The 21870-nt window shown below is 61.3% G+C and carries 20 protein-coding genes; 10 read left to right on the top strand and 10 right to left on the bottom strand.

Annotated features, from left to right (window positions below; all coding sequences use genetic code 11):
- Positions 1–94: 94 nt before the first annotated feature.
- A complete protein-coding gene (locus RAC79_RS01765; protein ID WP_142844044.1) occupies positions 95–1303 on the bottom strand; it encodes an acetyl-CoA C-acetyltransferase in 1209 nt (402 codons plus the stop codon).
- 36 nt (positions 1304–1339) lie between these two features.
- Positions 1340–3136 (bottom strand): acyl-CoA dehydrogenase C-terminal domain-containing protein, encoded by a 1797-nt coding sequence (locus RAC79_RS01760; protein WP_142844045.1) that lies wholly within the window; start codon positions 3134–3136, stop codon positions 1340–1342.
- 376 nt (positions 3137–3512) lie between these two features.
- Here RAC79_RS01760 and podJ point away from each other — a divergent pair, with 376 nt between their 5' ends.
- The 4 genes from podJ to RAC79_RS01740 all read left to right on the top strand — a co-directional run bounded on the left by podJ (position 3513) and on the right by RAC79_RS01740 (position 9875).
- Positions 3513–7262: a cell division protein PodJ gene (podJ, locus tag RAC79_RS01755; RefSeq protein WP_374996848.1), complete on the top strand. Its 3750-nt coding sequence runs from the start codon at positions 3513–3515 to the stop codon at positions 7260–7262.
- Between the two features lie 264 nt (positions 7263–7526).
- A complete protein-coding gene (locus RAC79_RS01750; RefSeq protein WP_003522786.1) occupies positions 7527–8453 on the top strand; it encodes a sulfite exporter TauE/SafE family protein in 927 nt (308 codons plus the stop codon).
- Entirely contained in the window at positions 8450–9277 is an 828-nt protein-coding gene (locus tag RAC79_RS01745; protein ID WP_174038784.1) for a TIGR02186 family protein, read from the top strand. The genes RAC79_RS01750 and RAC79_RS01745 overlap by 4 nt, the downstream gene beginning before the upstream one ends.
- A 160-nt stretch (positions 9278–9437) precedes the next feature.
- Positions 9438–9875, top strand: a complete 438-nt coding sequence (locus RAC79_RS01740) for a universal stress protein (protein ID WP_035265148.1) — start codon at positions 9438–9440, stop codon at positions 9873–9875.
- 48 nt (positions 9876–9923) lie between these two features.
- Here RAC79_RS01740 and pdeM read toward each other — a convergent pair whose 3' ends face one another.
- Together pdeM and RAC79_RS01730 are read right to left on the bottom strand one after the other, a co-directional pair.
- Positions 9924–10652, bottom strand: a complete 729-nt coding sequence (gene pdeM / locus RAC79_RS01735; RefSeq protein WP_065654494.1) for a ligase-associated DNA damage response endonuclease PdeM — start codon at positions 10650–10652, stop codon at positions 9924–9926.
- A 34-nt stretch (positions 10653–10686) separates the two neighbouring features.
- Positions 10687–13206, bottom strand: a complete 2520-nt coding sequence (locus RAC79_RS01730) for a ligase-associated DNA damage response DEXH box helicase (protein WP_142844047.1) — start codon at positions 13204–13206, stop codon at positions 10687–10689.
- Positions 13207–13327: 121 nt separating this feature from the next.
- On the opposite strand from RAC79_RS01730, the gene RAC79_RS01725 reads away from it, so the two are divergent.
- Both RAC79_RS01725 and RAC79_RS01720 read left to right on the top strand, forming a co-directional pair.
- Positions 13328–13831 (top strand): Rrf2 family transcriptional regulator, encoded by a 504-nt coding sequence (locus RAC79_RS01725; RefSeq protein ID WP_003519926.1) that lies wholly within the window; start codon positions 13328–13330, stop codon positions 13829–13831.
- A gap of 97 nt (positions 13832–13928) precedes the next feature.
- The gene (locus RAC79_RS01720) at positions 13929–14390 is read left to right on the top strand and encodes a carboxymuconolactone decarboxylase family protein (protein WP_035227571.1); all 462 of its coding nucleotides are present in this window, start codon (positions 13929–13931) and stop codon (positions 14388–14390) included.
- Positions 14391–14416: 26 nt separating this feature from the next.
- Here RAC79_RS01720 and RAC79_RS01715 read toward each other — a convergent pair whose 3' ends face one another.
- The 3 genes from RAC79_RS01715 to RAC79_RS01705 all read right to left on the bottom strand — a co-directional run bounded on the left by RAC79_RS01715 (position 14417) and on the right by RAC79_RS01705 (position 16817).
- Positions 14417–15058, bottom strand: a complete 642-nt coding sequence (locus RAC79_RS01715) for a YitT family protein (protein ID WP_035236609.1) — start codon at positions 15056–15058, stop codon at positions 14417–14419.
- Positions 15059–15129: 71 nt separating this feature from the next.
- Complete coding sequence (locus RAC79_RS01710; RefSeq protein WP_035236585.1) at positions 15130–15741, bottom strand: YitT family protein; 612 nt, start codon at positions 15739–15741, stop codon at positions 15130–15132.
- Positions 15742–15875: 134 nt separating this feature from the next.
- Positions 15876–16817, bottom strand: coding sequence for a class I SAM-dependent methyltransferase (locus RAC79_RS01705; RefSeq protein WP_174038783.1), 942 nt, complete (start codon positions 16815–16817; stop codon positions 15876–15878).
- 168 nt (positions 16818–16985) lie between these two features.
- On the opposite strand from RAC79_RS01705, the gene RAC79_RS01700 reads away from it, so the two are divergent.
- A complete protein-coding gene (locus tag RAC79_RS01700; protein WP_003493739.1) occupies positions 16986–17252 on the top strand; it encodes a DUF6460 domain-containing protein in 267 nt (88 codons plus the stop codon).
- Position 17253: 1 nt separating this feature from the next.
- Complete coding sequence (locus RAC79_RS01695; RefSeq protein WP_174038782.1) at positions 17254–17751, top strand: CAP domain-containing protein; 498 nt, start codon at positions 17254–17256, stop codon at positions 17749–17751.
- Positions 17752–17941: 190 nt separating this feature from the next.
- Here RAC79_RS01695 and RAC79_RS01690 read toward each other — a convergent pair whose 3' ends face one another.
- Complete coding sequence (locus RAC79_RS01690; RefSeq protein ID WP_174038781.1) at positions 17942–19033, bottom strand: quinone-dependent dihydroorotate dehydrogenase; 1092 nt, start codon at positions 19031–19033, stop codon at positions 17942–17944.
- On the bottom strand, positions 19033–19386 hold the full coding sequence (locus RAC79_RS01685) for a DUF952 domain-containing protein (protein WP_059759483.1): 354 nt from the start codon (positions 19384–19386) through the stop codon (positions 19033–19035). The genes RAC79_RS01690 and RAC79_RS01685 overlap by 1 nt, the downstream gene beginning before the upstream one ends.
- Positions 19387–19630: 244 nt before the next feature.
- Here RAC79_RS01685 and RAC79_RS01680 point away from each other — a divergent pair, with 244 nt between their 5' ends.
- Positions 19631–20281 (top strand): response regulator transcription factor, encoded by a 651-nt coding sequence (locus RAC79_RS01680; RefSeq protein ID WP_035265127.1) that lies wholly within the window; start codon positions 19631–19633, stop codon positions 20279–20281.
- Positions 20282–20393: 112 nt separating this feature from the next.
- The gene (locus tag RAC79_RS01675) at positions 20394–21044 is read left to right on the top strand and encodes a helix-turn-helix transcriptional regulator (RefSeq protein ID WP_006313323.1); all 651 of its coding nucleotides are present in this window, start codon (positions 20394–20396) and stop codon (positions 21042–21044) included.
- A 55-nt stretch (positions 21045–21099) separates the two neighbouring features.
- Here the strand turns inward: RAC79_RS01675 and RAC79_RS01670 are convergent, their stop codons facing one another.
- Positions 21100–21852 (bottom strand): polysaccharide deacetylase family protein, encoded by a 753-nt coding sequence (locus RAC79_RS01670; RefSeq protein ID WP_174038780.1) that lies wholly within the window; start codon positions 21850–21852, stop codon positions 21100–21102.
- Between the last annotated feature and the right edge of the window lie 18 nt (positions 21853–21870).

Below are 21870 nucleotides of genomic sequence, written 5' to 3'. Positions count from 1 at the left end.
TCCTGTGCCATGTCCTTTTCCAGATTGTGCCGAGCCAGCTGCTGTTCAACCTCATTCTTGGGCCGCTCGTAAACCTCGCGCCTCATGACCAGCCTCAAACCCGCTCGATAACCGTCGCCGTGCCCATGCCGGCGCCGATGCAGAGCGTGACGAGCGCGGTGTTCAGATCGCGCCGTTCCAGCTCGTCCAGCACCGTGCCGAGGATCATCGCGCCGGTTGCACCGAGCGGATGGCCCATGGCGATGGCGCCGCCATTGACGTTCATCCGGTCGTGATCGATGTCGAAGGCCTGCATGTAACGCAGGACCACGGCGGCGAAGGCTTCGTTGAGTTCGAAAAGATCAATGTCGGCAAGCGACATTCCGGTCTTTTTCAGGAGCTTTTCGGTCACATCCACCGGGCCGGTGAGCATCAGCGCCGGATCGGAGCCGATATTGGCGAATGCCTTGATGCGGGCACGCGGTTTCACGCCCATCGCCTCACCGCCCGCCTTCGAGCCAACCAGCACGGCGGCAGCGCCATCGACGATACCGGATGAATTGCCGGCGTGGTGGACGTAGTTGATGCGCTCCACTTCCGGGTGGGCCATGATGCCGACGGCTTCGAAGCCGCCCATTTCACCCGGCATCTGGAAGGATGGGTTGAGGGAGGCGAGCGCCTGCATGTCCGTGCCGGGGCGCATATGCTCGTCGCGGTCGAGGATCGTCAGGCCGTTTGAGTCCTTCACCGGAATGACCGACTTGTTGAAATAGCCATTTTCCCAGGCGTGCGCCGCACGCTTCTGGCTTTCGACGGCATAGGCGTCCACATCGTCACGGGAGAAACCATATTTGGTGGCGATGAGATCGGCGGAAACGCCCTGCGGCATGAAGAAGGCCGGGAAGTTGACCGAGGGGTCCATGTACCAGGCTCCACCCGACATGCCCATGCCGACGCGCGACATGCTTTCGACACCGCCGGCGATGACGATATCGTCAGACCCCGCCTTGACCTTGCCGGCGGCGAAGTTGATGGCATCGAGACCAGAGGCGCAGAAGCGCGAGATCTGCATTCCCGGCGCCCTGTTGGAATAACCGGCCTCGAAGGCGGCGGCCTTGGGGATCACCGCGCCGGCATCCATAACGGGATCGACGCAGCCCATGATGATGTCGTCTACCGTGGATGTATCAAGTCCGTTGCGGTCGCGGAGGGCTTCCAGTGTCTTGGCGGCAAGGCGAACGGAAGGCACCTCATGCAGGCTGCCATCCTTCTTGCCGCGTCCGCGCGGGGTGCGGACATGGTCGTAGATAAATACGTCGGTCATAACTCTCTCCCTGTGGCGTTATGAACGCCAGATTTCTCAGAATGCTTCCGCAGCCAGTTCCATCATGGTGTCCGCGCCGGTTTCGATGCGGGCCTTGCGCAGCGCCGTTTCCGGCATGATGCGCTCCATATAAAACTTCGCCGTGACAAGCTTGGTCTTGAGGTAATCCTCGTCCGAAGCGCTGCCGGCTGCAAGCGCTTCGCTGGCGGCTTTCGCCATGCGCGCCTGCATGTAGCCCAGCACCACGATTCCAAAGAGATGCATGTAATCGGTCGAGCCGGCACCGGCATTGTCGGGTTTCGCCATGGCGTTCTGCATGAACCACATGGTTGCGGCCTGCAGGTCGTTCAAGCCCTTCTTCAGGCCCTTGGTGTAAAGGCTGAGCTTTTCATCGGCGCGGTTTTCCTCGCAGAAATCGCCGATTTCCTTGAACAGCGCCATGACGGCGCGGCCGCCATTCATGCCGAGCTTGCGGCCGACCAGATCGAGCGCCTGAATGCCGTTCGCGCCCTCATAGATCATGGTGATGCGCGCATCGCGGACATATTGGCTCATGCCATGTTCCTCGATGTAGCCATGGCCGCCGAAGACCTGCTGCGCCATCACGGCGTGTTCGAAGCCCTTGTCGGTCAGGACACCTTTCAGGATCGGGGTGACGAGCCCGAGCAGGTCGTCCGCCGCCTGCCGCTGCTTTTCGTCAGTGGCGCGGTGGGCGATGTCGGATTGCAGCGCGGTCCACAGAAGGAAGGCGCGGCCGGCCTCATTATAGGCCTTGATGGTCATCAGCGTGCGGCGGATATCGGGATGCACGATGATCGGGTCGGCCTTCCTGTCGGGGAATTTCGCTCCGGAGAGCGAGCGGCCCTGAATACGCTCACGGGCATATTCGACCGCGTTCTGGTAGGCGATCTCGCCAACGGAAAGACCCTGAAGGCCGACGCCGAGGCGGGCTTCGTTCATCATCACGAACATGGCCGAAAGGCCCTTGTTCTCAGCGCCGAGCAGATAACCGGTCGCGTCATCGTAGTTCATGACGCAGGTGGCGTTGCCGTGAATGCCCATCTTGTGTTCGATGGCACCGCAGGTGACGCCGTTGCGCTCGCCCGGCGTGCCGTCTTCCTTCACCAGGAACTTCGGTACGATGAAGAGCGAAATGCCCTTGGTGCCCTCAGGCGCGCCTTCGATGCGGGCGATTACCAGATGAACGATATTGTTCGTCATGGAATGTTCGCCGGCGGAGATGAATATCTTCTGGCCGGAAATTTTGTAGCTGCCGTCAGCCTGCGGCACAGCCTTGGTGCGCAGCATGCCGAGATCTGTGCCGCAATGGGGTTCGGTCAGGTTCATGGTGCCGGACCATGTGCCTTCCACCATCTTCGGCAGGTAGGTGTCCTTCTGCTCCTGCGTGCCATGCACCAGAATGGCGGCAATCGCACCCTGCGTCAGACCGGGATACATCATCAGCGACAGGTTGGCCGACGACATATATTCGCCAATGGCGGCGTGCAGCGTATAAGGCAGGCCCTGACCGCCGAATTCCGGCGGAACGGCAAGGCCGATCCAGCCGCCCTCGCAATAGGCGTCATAGGCCTCCTTGAAACCATCCGGCACGGAAACCGAACCGTCATCGGCGCGCTTGCAACCCTGTTGGTCGCCGGAAAGGTTGAGCGGGAAAAGCCGCTCTTCGGCAAGCTTTGCGGCTTCACCGGTAATGGCCTCGATCATGTCGGGGGTTGCATCCTCGAAGCCGGGCAGGTTGTTATACCGCTCCAGGCCGAGAACGTCGTTCAGGATAAAAAGCGTGTCTTTAACTGGGGCCTTGTAAACAGGCATTACCGATGTTCCTCCGCATCGTGGGCGCCGGCAATAATCCGGCCGATATGGGATGACAATATTTGACGTGCGCGTAAACGTCAAATAAATTTCAGCGGAATATCCTTCTCCTTTTTCGCGGAATGGACCTCCGACCCGGCGCAGGGCTGTCGCCTGCCGTAAAAGTTAAAAAATTCCGACCATAGTTAACCACTTCTTTACCACGTTTCGTGAATTCTCCCGACAGAGGTAACTGCTTCGTACTCCGGCGCATTTTCCTCAACGGGGGCGAATACCGGCTCTAGGATTGCTGCATGTTGCGGCGACGGCGTGTCCAGGCAGGCAACGTCGCGACAGATAACCGGGCACGGCGGGCGGAAGCGAAGCGAGCGAAAAGATGAACGGATTGCGATCGAAAACCCAACAGCCAAGCGACAGATCGTCTCTTGATGCGCTCAATCGCACCATTGAAGGCCTCGAAGCCCGTATCGAAGGGCTGATGAGCCAGAAGTTCCCGCGCGACCCCCGGGCCGCGAGCGCTCAGCCCGAAGCGAAAAGCGAGGCTTATGCCGCGTCGCGCGAACCGCGCACCAGTGTTACCCCGCCGCAGCTCGATCCCGTCAATGAAATCCGCCAGCGCCAGCGCCTTCTCGAAGCGAGCTTCCAACGTCCGCAGGAACCCGCTCTCCGCCCGGAACGGACGATTACCAGACCGCTTGCACCGGAATACCGGCCGAGGGACGCCCAGCAGGCGGCCGCTTCCGCACCGCGGGCCCGCGCCATTCCGCCCCATCAGGAACAACAACGCAATGACGCAGCCCTGCAGGAAATCGCCCAGGCGCTCGTCAATCTGCGGCATGAGCTGAAGCACGACATTGCCGAAGGCGTTGCCCGCGAAGCGCAGGGCCTGCGCACCGAGATCCGCAATATTCGCGCGGTGGCGGAAGACCAGCAGTTCATCGGCGATCTGCGCGACGACATAGCGCGGTTGGCCGGCAGCATCGACCAGCTCGGCAATCTGGCGTCTCCGGATGCCTACGGGCTGCGCAACGAATTCGAGGACCTGCGCCTGACGATCGACCAGCTTGCGCGCGAGGACAGCGTGCACCGGATCGAAAGCCGCTGCAACAATGTGGAAGACACGCTGCGCGGTTTCGACGCCGGCGCGTTGCAGGATGAGATCGTTTCGCTCGCCTATCGTCTCGATGACATCAAGACGCAGCTCGGCGGCATGAGCAATAATCCGGCCGTGCGCGTGCTCGAAGACAAGCTGATCGCCATTGCCAGCGCCGTGGAGCAGCTCGGCAAGCACATGCAGCCGAACGAAGCGGCCTTTACCGAACAGTTTTCCGGCCTCGACCAGCGGCTGGACGAAATCAGCCGCGCCATTGCCGCAACCGGCACGCGCGCCAATGCGCAGGCAACGGACAATGCGCTGGCGCAGCGTCTGGAAAACCGGCTGAACGGCCTTGCCGAACAGCTCGGCGACATCAACCGCCTTGCCGCCGCAAAACCTGAACCGGCGCTGGACCTGACCGCCCGTCTCGAAGCGCTGGCGGGCAAGATCGACGAACTCAGCACCGCCCGCGACGCCGCCCAGTTGCATGAGCGGCTGGACCAGCTTTCCCTGCTTCTGGAGCGTTCGCAGCGCCCCTCGCAACAGGCGGAGCTAACGTCTTTCCTCAGCGACATTTCCCGCAAAATCGATGCGCTGGATCACGGCGCCGTCAATGACGGTCTGGCAGAGCGGCTCGACCTGCTCTCGCGCCGGATCGAGGACCTCGATTATCGCTACAGCCAGCCGCAGCCGGCATCGGGCCTCAGCGAAAGCGCCTTCTCGCGTCTGGAAGAGCGGCTCGGCAATATTGCCGCCCGTCTCGACGAGACCGCCCATGCCGCGCCCGCCGACAGCCACGCGCTGGCAAGCCTCGAAAACCAGATCGCCCATCTCTCGACGCTGATCAGCCAGCCGGTGCAGATGCAGGCCGCAGGCATGCCGCCTGAACTCGATGTCCGCATGGCGGCCATCGAAGACTACATGGCGTCCAACGACGAATATATCATCGAAGCAGCCCGGCAGGCGGCCGAGGCCGTTCTCGACGCCTATACCCGCAATAATCTCTCGGCCGGCGCAAACCTTGCCGACATGACCATGCTGACCGATCTTGCGACCGATCTGCGCAATCTCGAAGCTTTGAGCCGCAACACCGAAGAACGCACGCACCGCACATTCGAAGCGCTGCATGAGACGCTGGTACAGATCGCCGGCCGGCTGGATAACCTCGACAATGCCCCCGTCTACCGCGAAGAGGCCGCGCCCCGCAACGTCGCGAAGCCTGTGTCGGCCCCCGCGCACGAAGATGTATCCGTGCCGGCCGCCATCTTCCCGAAAGAGGGTTATATCGCCGAAGAACAGGCCATTCTCGACGCCGACGGGAAAGATGGGGATGCCATCGTGCCTCCCGCTGCGGCAAAGCCCGCGAAGGCGGAAAAAAAGAGCCTGCTTGCCGGCCTGACGAAGCGTTTCAAGACGGGTACGGCAAAGACCGTCAAAGCCGCGGAAGAACCCGTATCGGCCTCCTCCTCCGCCCGCACGCAGGTCGAGTCCGCCCCGTCGCTCGATCCGATCGACGTTCTGCCGGCGGGTCAGGAGAACGAACTTCTGGAGCCGGGTTCTGGTGCGCCCGATATCAAGAAAATCCTCGAGCGCGTGCGCGCCAGCCAGGTGGCCGCCAGCGGCAAGGCCGCAGACGCCGAAGGACGGACGGATTTCATTGCCGCCGCCCGTCGTGCGGCGCAGGCCGCCGCCATGGAAACATCGCCGGAGAAGCTCGATACCGGCAAGAAGGGCCGCAAGGCCGAGGCATCGGGGCTCTCGCGCTATCGCCGCCCGCTGCTGCTCGGCATCGGCGCCATTCTTCTGGCGATGATGGCCATGCCGCTCGTCAAGACGCTGATCGGCGGCGCGGAAGCTCCGGCTCCGGTCATCGAGCAGAAGCAGGACAATGGCCCGGTTTCCGCGCTTCCCGAAGCCGGCGACAAGGCCGTGACCATTCCGTCCGATCTCGCCGTCGATCCGGAACAGGCCGCATCCGCCGACAGCATCGAAAACACCGCACCGGCGGAAAACATCATCGATCCCCGCACCGTCGGCGGCGCACCGCTGCCTGACGAGCCGCCGGTTGCCGACGTTCCTGCCGTGGATGCGGCAAATTCCGGCACCGTCGCGCAGAACGAACCTTCGGCTCCGGCACAGGCCGCCGCCACGGCTGCTCCCGCCCAGGACGCCATCACCGTTCCCGCCGGCATCGAGCCGGCATCGCTTGCCGAAGCGGCCGCCAAGGGCGACACGCAGGCGCTGTTCGAGATCGCAGCCCGCTACACCGATGGCCGCGGCGTTGCCGCCGACCGCACCGAGGCAGCAAAATGGTACAAACTCGCCGCTGATCGCGGCCTTGCACCCGCGCAATATCGTCTCGCCAATCTCTACGAGAAGGCGAACGGCGTCGAACGCAACCTTCCCGAAGCCAAGCGCTATTACACGCTGGCCGCGGAACAGGGCAATGCGGGCGCCATGCACAATCTTGCCGTGCTGCTTGCTTCCGATGCGGCCGGCCAGCCGGATTTCGCCGCCGCCGCGCAATGGTTCATCAAGGCTTCCGACCTCGGCGTTCGTGACAGCCAGTTCAACCTCGCCATTCTCTATGCGCGCGGCAGCGGCGTGAAGCAGGACATCGAGGAATCCTACAAGTGGTTCGCCATCGCAGCTAAGGATGGCGACGCCGACGCCGCCCAGAAGCGCGACGAAGTGGCAGGGGCCCTGAACCCGCAGCAGCTTCAGAGCGCCAAGGCCAAGGTGGACGCCTGGAAGGTCAAGCCGCTTTCGGAAGATGCCAACAGCGTCAACCCGCCCGAGGAATGGGCCGGCAAGGAAGGCGTGAAAACTGCCTCCGTGGACATGGAAAAGGCGATCCGCAACATTCAGGCGATCCTGAACAAGAACGGTTTCGATGCCGGCCAGCCTGACGGCAAGCTCGGCAAGAACACGGTGACGGCCATCAAGGACTTCCAGAAGTCCGTGGGCCAGACGCCGGACGGCCGCATTACCAACGAGCTGGTAACCGCGCTCCTCGCCCGCAACAAATAAACATTCGAGAACCGGCGAAGCGGCCCCCCGGGCCGCTTTCGATCAGCCCGCCGCAGGAATGTGGCCGGCTGCCGACACACGGCCGCTATCTTTCCAAATTATCAACGTATTTACCGTTGAATGTTGACAGGTCAGGCCCTCGCGGGCATGACGGATGAAGGCCGGGCATGCCCGGTCTTTTCAGACAGAAAGTGTAAATCGCGGCGCGGCCCCCTCACCCGGACAAGCCCTGCCGCCCGGAACCATTTGCCCGAGGTCCGAGCCGTGACTGTCTATCTGCCGATCGCAGAACTGTCGGTGAATATTTTCATCATTCTCGGCATGGGCGCGGCCGTCGGTTTTCTTTCCGGCATGTTCGGCGTGGGCGGCGGCTTTCTGATTACCCCGCTTCTGATCTTCTACAATATTCCGCCTGTGGTGGCCGTGGCGACGGGGGCAAACCAGGTGGTCGCCTCCTCCGTGTCAGGCTCGATCACGCATTTTCGGCGCGGCACGCTCGACGTCAAGCTCGGCAGCGTGCTGCTTGTGGGCGGTCTGGTGGGGGCGACGGTCGGCGTGTGGATATTCTCCTTCCTGCGCAGCATCGGCCAGCTCGATCTCATCGTCTCGCTGCTTTATGTCATCCTGCTCGGCACCGTCGGCGGGCTGATGCTGAAGGAAAGCATTTCGGCGCTTCGCCGCGCCGCCCGCAACGAAACCGTGACGCTGCGCCGGCCGGGCCATCACAACTGGGTGCACCGCCTGCCGCTGAAAATGCGGTTCAAGAAATCGAAGATCTATCTCAGCATCATTCCCATCGTCACGCTGGGTTTCGGCATCGGCATCCTCACCTCGATCATGGGTGTGGGCGGCGGCTTCATCATGGTGCCGGCGATGATCTATCTCTTACGCATCCCCACCAGCGTGGTTGTCGGCACCTCGCTGTTCCAGATCATTTTCGTAACCGCCTATACGACCGTGGTTCAGGCGGCGACCAACTATTCCGTCGATGTGGTGCTGGCCTTCATCCTGATGGTGGCGGGCGTCATCGGCGCGCAATATGGCGTGCGCGTCGGCCAGAAACTGCGCGGCGAACAGCTGCGCGCCCTGCTGGCGCTTCTCGTTCTCGCTGTTGCGCTTCGCCTTGCCGTATCGCTGGTGGTGCGCCCGGAAGACCTGTTTTCGGTGGCCGTCGGGGGGTTAGGTTATTGACCCGCCATTTGCTGCTTGCCCCCCTTGCGCTGGCCTCATGTCTCACTTTCGGGCAGACCGCTTGGGCCCAGACGCCGCCGCTTGCCCTGCCGCCCGGCCCACAGCAGCGATCCCTGCTGGAAAATATCGAAATCGGCGCATCGACGACCGAAATTCCAATTGCTTCCGATTTTCGCGGCGCGGATTTCACGCTTTTCGGCGCGCTGAACAATACCGACCAGTTGCTGCTCGCCATTGGGCAATACGACATTGTCGTGACGCTCGAGGGACCGAGCGACTATATGACCGTGCGCAAGAAGGAACGCGTGGCGGGCATCTGGATCAATACCAGCGCCATAACCTTCACGCCGCTGCCGGAATCCTATTCCATGGCCAGCACGCGCAATATCAGCGATGTCGCTTCGCCCGGAACGCTCCGCGCCATGGGGCTTGGCGTCGATCATCTGTCACTGAAAAGCGCGGTCTTTTCCGGCGTGCCCGACAATGTCTTCGATTTTCAGGAAGCCTATCGGCGTCTGAAGCTTTCGAGCGGCATCTATCGCAACGACACGACCGGGGTGCGGCTGGAGCGCACCGGCCTGTTCTGGGCGACTTTGCGCCTGCCGGCCAACGTGCCGAACGGCGTGCACACCGCCCGCGCCTATCTCTTCAAGAGCGGCAAATTCATTGCCCAGCGCGAACTGAAACTGCGTGTCGTCAAGACCGGCATGGAACAGGCGATCACCGACGCCGCGCATCAGACGCCGCTTGCCTATGGGGCGCTCTGCGTTCTGCTCGCCGTCGTGACCGGCTGGGGCGCCAGCATCATCTTCCGCAAGGACTGATCGGTTTTCATCCCGCAAAAGAGAGCGTTTGCCGCCCCTGTCGGCAAAGATAGCATTCGCTTCCGTCATCGGTTTGCAGTAAAATTCAAGGCGTTACAATCATACGTGCAGCTCCAGGCGAGCATGTGTGGTTGTGACCGGGATGAAAAGGAGAAATGTCATGTTCAAGCACATTCTCATTCCCACCGATGGCTCGCCGCTGGCGCAGATCGCAATCGACCAAGGGTTCGCTCTCGCCAAGGAGGCAGGCGCAAAGGTGACCGTCGTGACGGTATCGGAACCCTTTCACGTGATTGCCAGCGATGTCGAGGACATTGCCGCCATTGCCGAAGAAGAATTCCACCGCTGCGAGGAAGCGGAACATCTGCTGAGGGATACGCAGGCGCAGGCCACTTCCATGGGGCTGAATTGCGAAGCGCTGCTGGCGCGAGCGGGAAGGCCCGACGAGGCGATCATCGAAGCCGCCAACAGGAGCGGCTGCGATCTCATCGCCATGGCCTCGCACCGACGCAGGAGCTTCGTGGAGATGCTGCTCGGCAGTGTCACGGCCAAGGTGCTGAAGAATTCGAAGATACCGGTGCTGGTCTACCGGCAATAGAGCATTTCCAGTAAAGCTGCGTTGCGGTTTTACGTCCGGAAGAGACGCTCAGCCGAGAAGATTTGAAAACCGCACCGAATAGATGCGGTCCCTCCCCATCAGATGCGCGACGAGAGCGGCATGATCGAACAGGCCGCGCATGGCTTTGTGCCGCAGATCCAGCCCGCCGCTCATCACCCCGAAAGCCGGCATCAACAGACGCGAACCGTCGGTGGCGAAACAGGGCCGCCGCACCGTCTTTTCACGGCGGCGGACCGTGGCAGAGGGATGCAGGTGCCCGGCGATCTCGCCGGCGGCATCGCCCGGTTTCGGCTCGTGGCGGAAGACGAGAGTGCCGTAAAACATTTCGTCCACCGAAGAGCCCGGTAGATCGACCGTGCCGTCGGGATCGTGATTGCCGTTGATCCATATCCATTCGCGGCCACGGGCCATGTCGCGAATGAGTTCGCGCAGCGGCAGCGGCAGGTGCTCGGAACCGACGCGGTCGTGGAAATTATCGCCGAGGCTGACCACGATCTTCGGATCGTAACGGCTGACAAGGGAGGAGAGGATTTTAAGCGTGGCGATGGTGTCGTAAGGCGGCAGCATGCGTCCGCGCCTTGCAAAGGCCGCGCCTTTTTCCAGATGCAGGTCGGAAACGACGAGCAGCGACAGGTCCGGCAGGTAAAGCCCGCCCAAAGGATCGCACCAGGCGGCGACGCCATTGATGGCAGTTTCGCTGCCGAGGCATTCGAAGCCATTGGAAAACCTGTCGCTCAATGTCAGCCGGCTCAGCACTTTTGCCTTTGTTCCTTCATTCCGCCCAGATGTTTCAGGACATGGCCTCGGCGATCAGCTCGTCTGCAGCCTCGGCCAGCACATCGTCCATCGCCTCACCCGCCACCGTCTCGCGGCCAATTTCCAGCATGACCGGAACGGCAAGCGGCGAGACATGTTCCAGCGCGCGATGGGTGGTGTGGCCCTTGATTCGCTTCAGCATATCGCCAAGACGGCCAATGTCCAAAAGTCCCGCTGCGGCATCGCGCCGCGTCGCTTCCAGCAGGATATGATCCGGCTCATGGCTGCGAAGAACGTCATAAATAAGATCGGCGGAGACCGTGACCTGCCGGCCCGTCTTTTCCTTGCCGGGATGGCGGCGTTCGATCAGGCCGGAAATGACGGCGCAGTTGCGGAAGGTCCGCTTCAGCATGAAGGATTCGTCGAGCCACGCTTCCAGATCGTCGCCCAGCATGTCCTCATCGAGAAGGTCGGCCAGCGACAGGCGGCGGGATTTCAGCCGCATGCCGATATCCTCCATGGCCCAGATGGCGAGTGAATAATCGGTGGCGACGAAACCCATGGGTTTTGCGCCCGCCCGTTCCAGCCGCCGCGTCAGCAGCATGCCGAGCGTCTGGTGCGCCAAGCGTCCCTCGAAGGGATACATGACCATGAAGAAGCGCTTGCGGAAGGGGAAGGTCTCCACCAGCAGCTCGTCGCGCTTGGGAATGATCGACTTTTCCTTCTGGATCGCCAGCCAGTCGCGTACCTGATCCGGCAGCGCATGCCAGCGCGTCGGGTCCGAGAGCATGGAGCGCACCTGATCCGCGAGATAGGTGGAGAGCGGAAACTTGCCGCCGGCATAGGAGGGAATTTTCGGGTCCATGGAGAAGGCCTGGGAGACCAGGCATTCATTCTCCCTGATACCCTCGAAGCGCAACACCTTGCCGGCGAAGAGGAACGTATCGCCCTGCACCAGTTGCTCAAGGAAATACTCCTCGACCTTGCCGAGAGACATGCCGCCGCGCCCGACGGTGCCCTTGGCATTGCGCTTGACCATGCGGACATTGAGTTCCGCCGCCTCGACGATGGTGCCGAGGTTCAGGCGATATTGCTGTGCGACCGCCGGATTGGAGACGCGCCAGCGACCGTCCTTCATCTGGCGGATGCGGGCGTAACGCTCATAGGTGCGCAGCGCATAACCACCGGTGGCGGTGAAATCCACCACCCGGTCGAAGGTGGCGCGCGGCAGGTCGGCATAGGGCGAAGCGCTGGTTACTTCACGATAGAGATCGTCCGCATCGAAAGGCTCGGCGCAGGCCATGCCGAGCACATGCTGGGCGAGAACATCGAGCGCGCCCTCGGCAATCGGCGGCGTATCCTGCGCGCCGATATAGTTCGCATCAAGCGCTGCCCGGCACTCCATCACCTCGAAGCGGTTGGCGGGAACGAGGATGGCCTTTGACGGCTCGTCCATGCGGTGATTGGCGCGGCCTATGCGCTGGGCAAGGCGGCTTGCCCCCTTTGGCGCGCCGACATGCACGACGAGATCGACATCGCCCCAGTCTATGCCGAGATCGAGCGTGGAGGTGGCGACGACGGCGCGCAATTTGTTTTCCGCCATGGCCGCTTCCACCCTGCGGCGCTGGCCGGCATCCAGCGAACCGTGATGCAGTGCAATCGGCAGATTGTCGTCATTGATGGTCCAGAGCTCCTGGAAGATCAGCTCCGCCTGCGAGCGGGTGTTGACGAAGATCAGCGTCGTCTGATGGTCCTTCAGCGCGGCATACAAATCCTTCATGGCGTAACGGGCCGAGTGGCCGGACCATGGGATGCGCTCTTCCGTGCTCAGGATGGAGATATCCGGCTTTGCCCCGCCTTCGACGGTGATGAGGCCGGCGGGCGGCTCATCCTGCCCCTGCGGTGCGAGATAACGGCGCAAATCCATCGGCTCCGCCACCGTGGCCGAAAGGCCGATGAAGCGCACATCGGGTGCGTGCCGGCGCACACGGGCGAGCGCCAGCGCCAGCAAATGGCCGCGTTTGGAGGTGACGAGCGAATGCAACTCGTCGAGCACCACATATTTCAGGTCACGGAAAAAGCGCTCGGCCTCCCTGTTGGCGAGCAGCAGCGAGACCTGCTCCGGCGTCGTCAGCAGAATATCCGGCGGCTTCACCTTCTGGCGCTGGCGTTTGCCCTGCGGCGTATCGCCGGTGCGGGTCTCGATGGAAATCGGCAGGCCCATTTCGGAGACGGGTCTGGTGAGATTGCGTTCGATATCCACCGCCAGCGCCTTGAGCGGCGAGATATAGAGCGTGTGCACGCCGACGAAGCCGGAGCCCGGCGGCACCTTGCCGCGTTCTGCCAGATCGGTGAGAGAAGCCATGAAGCCGCCCAGCGTCTTGCCGGCGCCCGTTGGCGCGATCAGCAGCATGTTCTCGCCGCCGCGTGAGCGCGCCATCAGCTCCAATTGATGCGCGCGCGGAGACCACCCCTTTTCGGCAAACCATTTCTGGAATGGAAGGGGTAAAGCGCCGACATGGGTGCCGGAAATGGGAGACTCGGTGTGTTTCACATCTTCAAGGTAGTGAAAAACCTGCAAAAAAGAAGGGCGGAACGGGGCCGCTTGACAGAAAGCATAATCGCGGATAAATTTTATCCATGATATTGAAACGAACCGCACAGGGACAAGTCGGATGAAACTCGGCGACGGCGTGGAACAGGCCATTCACAGCGTGGGCATGCTGGCGGGACTTTCCGAAGGCGGCGTGCTGTCGGCGGCGGCGCTGGCGGAATTTCACGGCGTTTCCACGAGCTATCTGCTGAAGCATCTTCAGTCGCTGTCCAATGCCGGGATTGTCGCCACCGTGCCGGGGCCGAAGGGCGGTTACCGTCTGGCGAGGGCGACCGACAGGATCACGCTGCTCGATATCGTGCTGGCCGTCGAAGGGCCGCAGCCTGCCTTCCGCTGCGCGGAAATTCGTCAGCGTGGGCCGAACCCCTTGCCGGGGCGTTATTTCACCAAGCCCTGCGGCATCAATGCCGCGATGCTGAAAGCGGAAAAGGCCTATCGAGCCGAACTCGCCAAGACCACCATCGCCGATATTCTGGGCGATCTTGCCGCCAATGACGATGGCGGGATTGCCGCCCGTGGCTGCGCCTTTCTGGAGCTGAACGAGCGCAAAACAGCGACGCGCTGAGACCCAAAAAGACAGGATCACCGAAATACCGGAAACCTCACAGCTTTCCGGACCGATGACGCATGACTTCAAACAGACCCAACCAATGGAGAGACCCATGAAAACCCGTATCAACTATGCCAAAGCATCCCCCGAAGCCTTCAAGGCCGTCATGGCTCTGGAGAATTACGTTCAGGGCAGCGGGCTGGAGCGCCGCTTCGTTCACCTCATCAAGCTGCGTGCCTCGATCATCAACGGCTGCGCTTTCTGTGTGGACATGCATGTGAAGGAAAGCCGCCATGACGGGCTTTCCGAACAATGGATCAACCTGATGAGCGTGTGGCGGGAATCCCCCGTTTATACCCAGCAGGAACGGGCGCTGCTCGGCTGGGTGGACGCGGTGACGAAGATTGCCGAAACCGGCGCCCCGGATGACGCCTTCGAGACGCTGAAGGCGCATTTTTCCGATGAGGATATCGTGAAGATCACCGTCGCCATCGGCGCGATCAACACCTGGAACCGCATCGCCGTCGGTTTCCGCTCGCAACATCCGGTGGATGCGGCTGCGAAGGCAGCGTGACCTCTTAAACCCGAAACGGGCGGCCGCTACATGGCAATGTAGCGGTCGTTTCTGTGATTGATGGCGAGCGTGAGGTTCATGACCAGCGCGCCGAGGACGGAGCAGATGATGACGAAAGGTGTGGCCACGAAAAAAGAGCAGGCCAGCACCATGCCATCAAAGGCGAGCTGGACGAGGCCTGCACGCCAGCCGAAACGATCCTGCAGATAAAGCGCCAATATGCCGAAACCGCCAAGGCTGGTGCGGTGGCGAAACAGCGCCAGCATGCCGGCCGCAACCGTCAGCCCGCCGAAAAGTGCGGCGGCAACCGGATTGATGCTCTGAAATGCGAAAAAGCCGGGCATATATTCCGACAGCAGCGCCGTCATGGCGATGGCGCAGAAGGTCTTGACCGTGAAGGCAAGCCCGAGACGACGGAAGGCGAGATAATAAAACGGCAGATTGACGAGGAAGAACACCGCGCCGAAGCTTAGATCGGTGCCGTAATGCACGAGAAATGCCAGCCCGACCGTGCCGCCCGTCAAAAGGCCGGCAGCGGAAAACAGCGTGACGCCGAGCGAAACCAGCATGCTGCCCGCGAGAACGCCCTGCGCGTCTTCCAGCAAGGAATGACGATCCGGCGCGGAGGCCCAAAGGTTCAGACGCCTGCGCGCAGTCGTATCATCCATGCCCATTCCCCTGTCTTTCGGCCCCTGCCGAGCTATTGCGCCGAAGCGCGACGGATTTCAACCGCTGTCGCTCAGCGCACGACGATATATCTGTCCGAGCGGTGATTGATGGCCAGAAACATGTTGAGCACGAAAGCGCCGACAATCGAATAAACGACGGTGGCCGGATCGATGACGAGGAAGGCGCAGAGCATCACGAAGGCGTCGAAGGCGAGCTGGATGAGACCGGCGCGGATGCCGAAGCGATCCTGAATATAGATGGCGAGAATGCCGATGCCGCCGAGGCTGGCGCGGTGACGATAAAGCGCCAGCAAGCCGTAACCCAGAAGCAGACCGCCGAGCAGCGCCGCCCAGAGCGGATTGATGCTGTCGATCACCATCCAGCGCGCCTCCACTTCCGTCAGCACCGAAACAAGGCCGATGGCGATGAAGGTCTTGAAGGAAAAGGCAAGACCGAGGCGGCGGAAGGACAGGTAATAGAAGGGCAGATTGACGAGGAAGAACAGGAGGCCGAAGCTGATGCCGAAAGCATAATGAAGCAGGAAGGCGACGCCGGCGGTGCCGCCGGTCAGAAGGCCGACCTTGTTCAGAAGATAAAAGCCAAGCGCCGAGACGATGGCACCGGTAACGATGCCCTGCACGTCTTCCACCGGCGCATGTTTGGCCGGATCGGAACTCCACATGCCGTAAACACTTCTCGTTCTGCTCACGCTTTTTTCCTCAGCTTCAGGCATATTTTGCACTGCAAAAAACATCTGAGCAAGATGGATACGTAAGGAAGCCTGACCTATCGCGAAAATGGCAAGAAACGGAATGTTCAGCCTTTGGCACGGGCAAGAAAAAGAATGCCGGAAAGGGGTTTTCCGGCATCCTTGCGAATGGTGGTTTTGCGGATTTCGATGAGGGAAAAGCCCGTCCGCTCAAGAAGCTCACTCACATAGCTCTTCGAGTGGGCGTAACGAAGGGATTCCCGAAGCACGAAACCGTCTTCCTCCCCCGCATCCTCCACCGAAAAGGCAAAGAAACCGGAAGGCGCAAGCAGGGCGGAAACGAGCGGCATGACAGTTTCGAGACTGCCGAGATACATCATCACATCGGCGGCGGCCACAAGGCCGGCGCGGTGCTGCGCAAGCGTGGGGGTGAAGAGCCCCGAGGCCTCCGGCTCCAGCGAAAGATCGGCCTGGTCGAGATGATCGTAAAGCCTCTTTTCCTCCGCCTTGGCCAACATGTTCTGGGAAATATCGAAACCTTCCAGCCGGTTCGCGAAAGCGCGGATTTCAACGCCAAGGAGACCGGTGCCGCAGCCAATATCGACAATGGTGTCGAAGACGCCGCCTTCCGCTGCCTTGCCTATCAGTTCCGTCAGCTTTTGCGGCACACTGTAATCCAGCTTTTCCACAAGCGAGGTTTCGAAACGGTCGGCATAATCGTCGAATAGCCCTTCCACATAGCGGCTTGGCGGTTGCTCGGGCGTTTCGGCGGCGCCGAGAACCGCGAGTTTCAGCTCGGCTGCAAAAAGTCCTTCGGTGTCCAGTTGGGCGACTTTCCCGTAAGCCGCGACGGCTTTGTCCGTTTCGCCCGCTTTTTCGTGATATTCCCCGAAGCGAAACCAGCCCGCCGTCCACCGCGGCGCAAGCTCCAGCGCCTGTTCCATGAGTTCGGCGGCGGCGGGAAAGTCACCGCTCTCCGCCAGCATGCGGGCATAGTCCGCCCGGCGGTCGGCAATGACGTCACCGGAAGAAAACTGGTTTGGGGCCATTCAAGATTCCTGAGAAGATGTCGGCTGTCATTTATCAAGCCATAAAAAAACTCAAGTCCTATTTCATGGCGGCCTCGTGGAATTGGCGAATTTGACGCGATATAGTGCGCCGAAACTTGCATCGAAGCGTCGTGCTTCATATGTCAGGACAAAACAGGAGACGTGCTGATGGCCGGTGAGGTCAACAAAATGCTGGGTGACACGGTGGCCCGGACCGTGGTGAAGCTGCTGGTGGTTTCATTGCTCGTCGGCTTTCTGATGGCGATCTTCGGATTGACGCCATGGAATATCATTTACGGCGCGCGCGATTTCGTGGTCGACCTGTGGCGCAGCGGTTTCCATGCGCTGGGCGCAATCGGCGACTATCTGATCCTCGGGGCAACGATCGTCATTCCGGTTTTCATCATTCTGCGCCTGCTGAGCTACCGCCGCTGACATGACCAACTCCCCGTTTCAAACGCTTTCACGGCGCGGCTTCGTGCTACTGTCCGCCGGCTCCGTTCTTTCCGCCTGCGTCTCCATGCCCACCAACAAGGGCATGCCCTCCGGCACCCGCGACGAGACGGCGGCGGCGCTTCCCATGGTCAACGATCTGCGCCGTTCCAAGGGGCTTTCGCCGCTTGCCGTCAATGGCGCGGCAAGCGGTGCTGCCGCCTATCAGGCCGGCCGCATGGTCAAGGCGCAGAAGATGGCGCATCTGATCGGCCTGACCGACAGTTTCCTGATCCGCATGAAAGACGGCAATGTGCCGCTTCCGGCAGCGGAAAACGTGGCCGCTGGGCAGGACAGCGTCGAGCGGGTGGTGAAGGCCTGGATCGGCTCACAACATCACCTCGAAAACATGCTCGGGCCTTATAACGGCCTCGGCGTCGCGGTCGCTTATGACGCGGCCAGCCGCAACCGGCCCTATTGGGCGATGGTGCTCTGCGCCTGAGGTAAAGCGACGGGAACCACCCTCTTCCCTCATTCCTGTGCCTGTCACAGGAATCCAGCCGACGCGCGTCGGCGCGGCGGAGAGACTCCTTTCAGCCCAAGGACTTGGGCTGGCTGGATCCCTGTGACGAGCACAGGGATGAGGAAGGAGAGCCGCTGAGAAAGCGCTGCCGACCGTCCAAGGTCCGCTGTCAGCTAAGCTTGCGATCCGCCCAGCGGTCCACCGCGCTGTCACGCAGGTCGCGAATGGACTGTACACCCTCGCGGGCGACCAGCTTCGACAGGCCCTTGACGATGGCCGAGGGCAGGCCGGGGCCTTCATAGACCATGCAGGAATAGAGCTGCACGAGATCGGCCCCTGCCCTCACCTTTTCCAAAGCTGTCTCTGCCGATGACACACCGCCAACGCCGATGATCGGCAGGTTGCCGCCGACGCGGCGGCGCATCTTGGCGAGAACCGTGGTGGAAAGCTCGAAGACCGGCTTGCCAGAGAGACCGCCTGCCTCGCCCTTGTGCGGGCCGGGTCGCAGACCTTCGCGGGAAAGCGTGGTGTTCGAGACGATCAGGCCATCGAGATCATGGGCGAGCGCCTCTTCGGCAACGTCGTCCAACCCCTCTTCGGTCAGATCGGGCGCGATCTTGAGGAAAACCGGGATGCGTTTGCCGAAACGGTCGGCTTCCACTTTCCGGCGTTCCAGCACGGCGGCGAGAAGCGCGGCAAGGCTTTCGCGCGCCTGAAGATCGCGCAGGCCGGGCGTGTTGGGCGAGGAAATATTGACGGTGAAATAGGATGCAACCGAATAAAACGCCTCGATGCCCTGCACATAATCGGCAATGCGGTCTTCGCTATCCTTGTTGGCGCCGATATTGACACCGACGATGCCACGCAGCTTTGCCTGCTTCAGGCGCTCCAGCGCGGCCGCATGGCCTTCATTGTTGAAGCCTAGGCGATTGATGACACCTTCGTCTTCGACCAGACGGAAGATACGCGGCCTGGGATTGCCGGATTGCGCCTTTGGCGTGACGGTGCCGATTTCGGTAAAGCCGAAACCGAGCCTCAGAAGCGGCCCCGGCACTTCCGCATTCTTGTCGTAACCCGCCGCCATGCCAAGCGGATTGGGGAAGACGAGGCCAGCCACGGTCTGCTGCAGACGGGGATCGTGCGGCACCATGCAGGTGGGCAGGAAGCCGCTTTTCAGCGCCGCAATGGACAGGCCATGCGCCTTTTCCGGATCGACCAGAAACAGGCCTTTGCGGCCGATAGAGGAAAATAATCCGCTCATCACAAAATCTCCGGAAACTGGTGCTGGCCGTCGTGACCGAGCGAAAGCGGCGTTTCCCAAAGCACGGCGGTCAGGGGAAGAGGCGCATAAAGATGCGGGAAAAGATCGCCGCCTCTGGAGGGTTCATAAACCAGCTTGTCGCCGAGGGCCGCGCCGTCGACCGCGATCAGAAGCAGATCGACCTGGCCGGAAAAATGCCGCGCGGCTGTCTCTGCCGCCTGTTTTGCCGTTGAAAAATGAATGAAGCCGTCGGTCAGGTCGATGGCCGCACCTTCGAAGACGCCCTTCGCCTTTGCCGCGCTCCATAACGTCTCCGGCACGATTTTATAGATGATCGCGGGCGTTTCCTGCATAGGGCTCTCCAAGGCTTTCCACTCAGCGGGATTTGCCGCAAAGCTCGAAGATTGTCCACAGTTTCCACGGCATTTTTATTGCGGAGAGCCTGAAAGACCGCCTGTCCACAAGCTTTTCCTTGTAATGCGGGACCGATTGGCGCAACCTTTCGCGGAGGAGCCGGACGTGTTTTCGACCGCCGGCAAATGGGAGTGAGCCAGTATCAGAAAAAGAACCGCATAACGCCCTTGGGAGGGGGCCAGAATGTCGGAACTTGTCATTATCATCGCAGATGACCACCCGCTTTTTCGCGGCGCCCTGAAACAGGCCGTATCCGGCCTCGACGGGCAACAGAGCATTATTGAAGCCGGGGATTTTGAGGCCGCCCGCAGTGCAGCCGCAGCGCGCAACGACGCCGATCTCATGCTTCTCGACCTCGCAATGCCGGGGGTCAGCGGATTTTCAGGCCTGATGGCGCTCCGGGCGGAATTCTCCAGCCTGCCGATCGTCATCGTTTCGGCAACGGACGACGCTACCACCGTGCGCCGCTCCATCGAACTCGGTGCTTCCGGTTTCATTTCCAAATCCTCGGGTATCGACGATATCAGGGACGGCATCCGCGCGGTTCTGGAAGGCGATGTCTGGATACCGGCGGGTCATCAGGGCGATAAGGAACAGGATCCTGACGTGGCCGATCTCATCGGCCGGCTCAGAACGCTGACGCCGCAGCAAAGCCGGGTTCTGGGCATGCTGGCCGAAGGGTTGCTGAACAAGCAGATCGCCTATGAGCTCAATGTTTCCGAAGCCACCATCAAGGCGCATGTCTCCGCAATCCTGCTGAAGCTCAAGGTCGACAGCCGCACCCAGGCGGTGATCCAGCTCGCCAAGATAAATACATCGGCCATGGTGGCATAGGACAAGGATTTTATTCCTTTCCTTCCTTTACTCCTGACCGGATTTGGTCTAGATTCCGGTCAGTAAACGACAGGAGCTTTCCGCTATCGGCTCCACTTGCGGGCTTTCTATCATGCTGTCACACGAGACGATCTGGAGCGCCATCGATACGCTTGCCGAACGCCACCAGCTAACGCCTTCGGCATTGGCGAAGCGCGCCGGCCTCGATCCCACCTCGTTCAATAAATCGAAACGTTTCGGGCCGGATGGCCGCAAACGCTGGCCTTCGACGGAATCCGTCTCCAAGGTGCTGGAGGCGACGGGGGCAAGCGTCGACCAGTTTTTCGGTTATGCTTTCGGCAGGGCGCAGACCATGCAGCCTTCCGGCGCCGACAACGCCATTCCCCTGCTCGGTTTCGCGCAGGCGGGCTCCGGCGGCTTTTTCGACGATGGCGGTTTTCCGGCGGGTCAGGGCTGGGATGTGGTGGAATTCCCCTCCTCTCCCGAGCGCAAACAGGGCGTCTATGCACTGGAAGTGCAGGGCGAGAGCATGATGCCGCTCTACCGCGACGGAGATATCCTCATCGTGGAGCCCGGCGCGCAGGTGCGGCGCGGCGACCGCGTGGTGCTGAAAAGCCGCGACGGCGAAGTGATGGCCAAGGTGCTGGCGCGGCAAAGCCCCAAAAACATCGAGCTTCTTTCGCTCAACCCGGAACATCCGAACCGCAGCTTCGACATGGCCGATGTGGAATGGATCGCCCGCATCATCTGGGCCAGCCAATAACCCGCAACTGCGTTTTCCGCGGTATCGACCGGGCACGCGCGCCGAGAATACTCCTCTAAAGACCGAGTGTCCTTGCGGCGGCATCGACCGTCATGATCTTCGCGCCGCCCGACACCGCCCTGCGGACGAGACCCTGAAATCTGCCTTCCGGGCAACCGTAAAAGCTCGGCGTCTGCGAAACATCATGGGTGAAGATGATGAGCCAGCCGCCTTTTTGCAGAACATCCTCCAGCCAGCCATCGGCGGCGTCGAGATAGTTTTGATCCGAACGCAACTCGACTGCGGCAAGATTATGCGGGTCGACACTGCCCCGGTTGATCCCTGGCATGATGCCGCGCGCCGTCCTGAACCGGCGCCGCAGCAGCGGCTGCATGACCGGTGAAGCCATACCGAAGGGAACGGAGAAATTACGCCCGTGGCGGCTTGCATCGAACGAGCCGAGCACGCGGTCATTGCGATCGAGATCCTCCTCGAGCCCCCGTCGGGAAAAGCTCGAGAGTTTGCGATGGGAAAAGGTGTGGCAGGCAAGCTCATGGCCGGCTGCCGCCAGTTCCGAGCAGCCTTTCGCGGAAATCATCTGCTGCTGTTCATCGTATTGGTCGATAAACACGCCGGCGATATAAAACGTGCCGCAAACGCCCTCGTTTTCCAGAATGCGCGCACCCGCCGTCCAGGCGCTTGCCGGCACATCGTCGAATGTGAAGGACACGATCGGTTCGGACGTTTCGATCCGCACCGCCGGTCCCGGGAAATAGCGCACCAGCCGGTTATTGATCCGGTCGGTAAAAGTCCCGATTTTTTGCGTCATACAAAGCCCCCCGGCCTG

It is taken from the genome of Agrobacterium sp. LR_9 (assembly GCF_041954855.1).
In the GTDB taxonomy this organism is placed as follows: Bacteria; Pseudomonadota; Alphaproteobacteria; order Rhizobiales; family Rhizobiaceae; genus Agrobacterium; species Agrobacterium leguminum.
The sequence above is the reverse complement of the archived record's forward strand: the minus strand, read 5'-3'. Positions and strand labels throughout refer to the sequence as shown.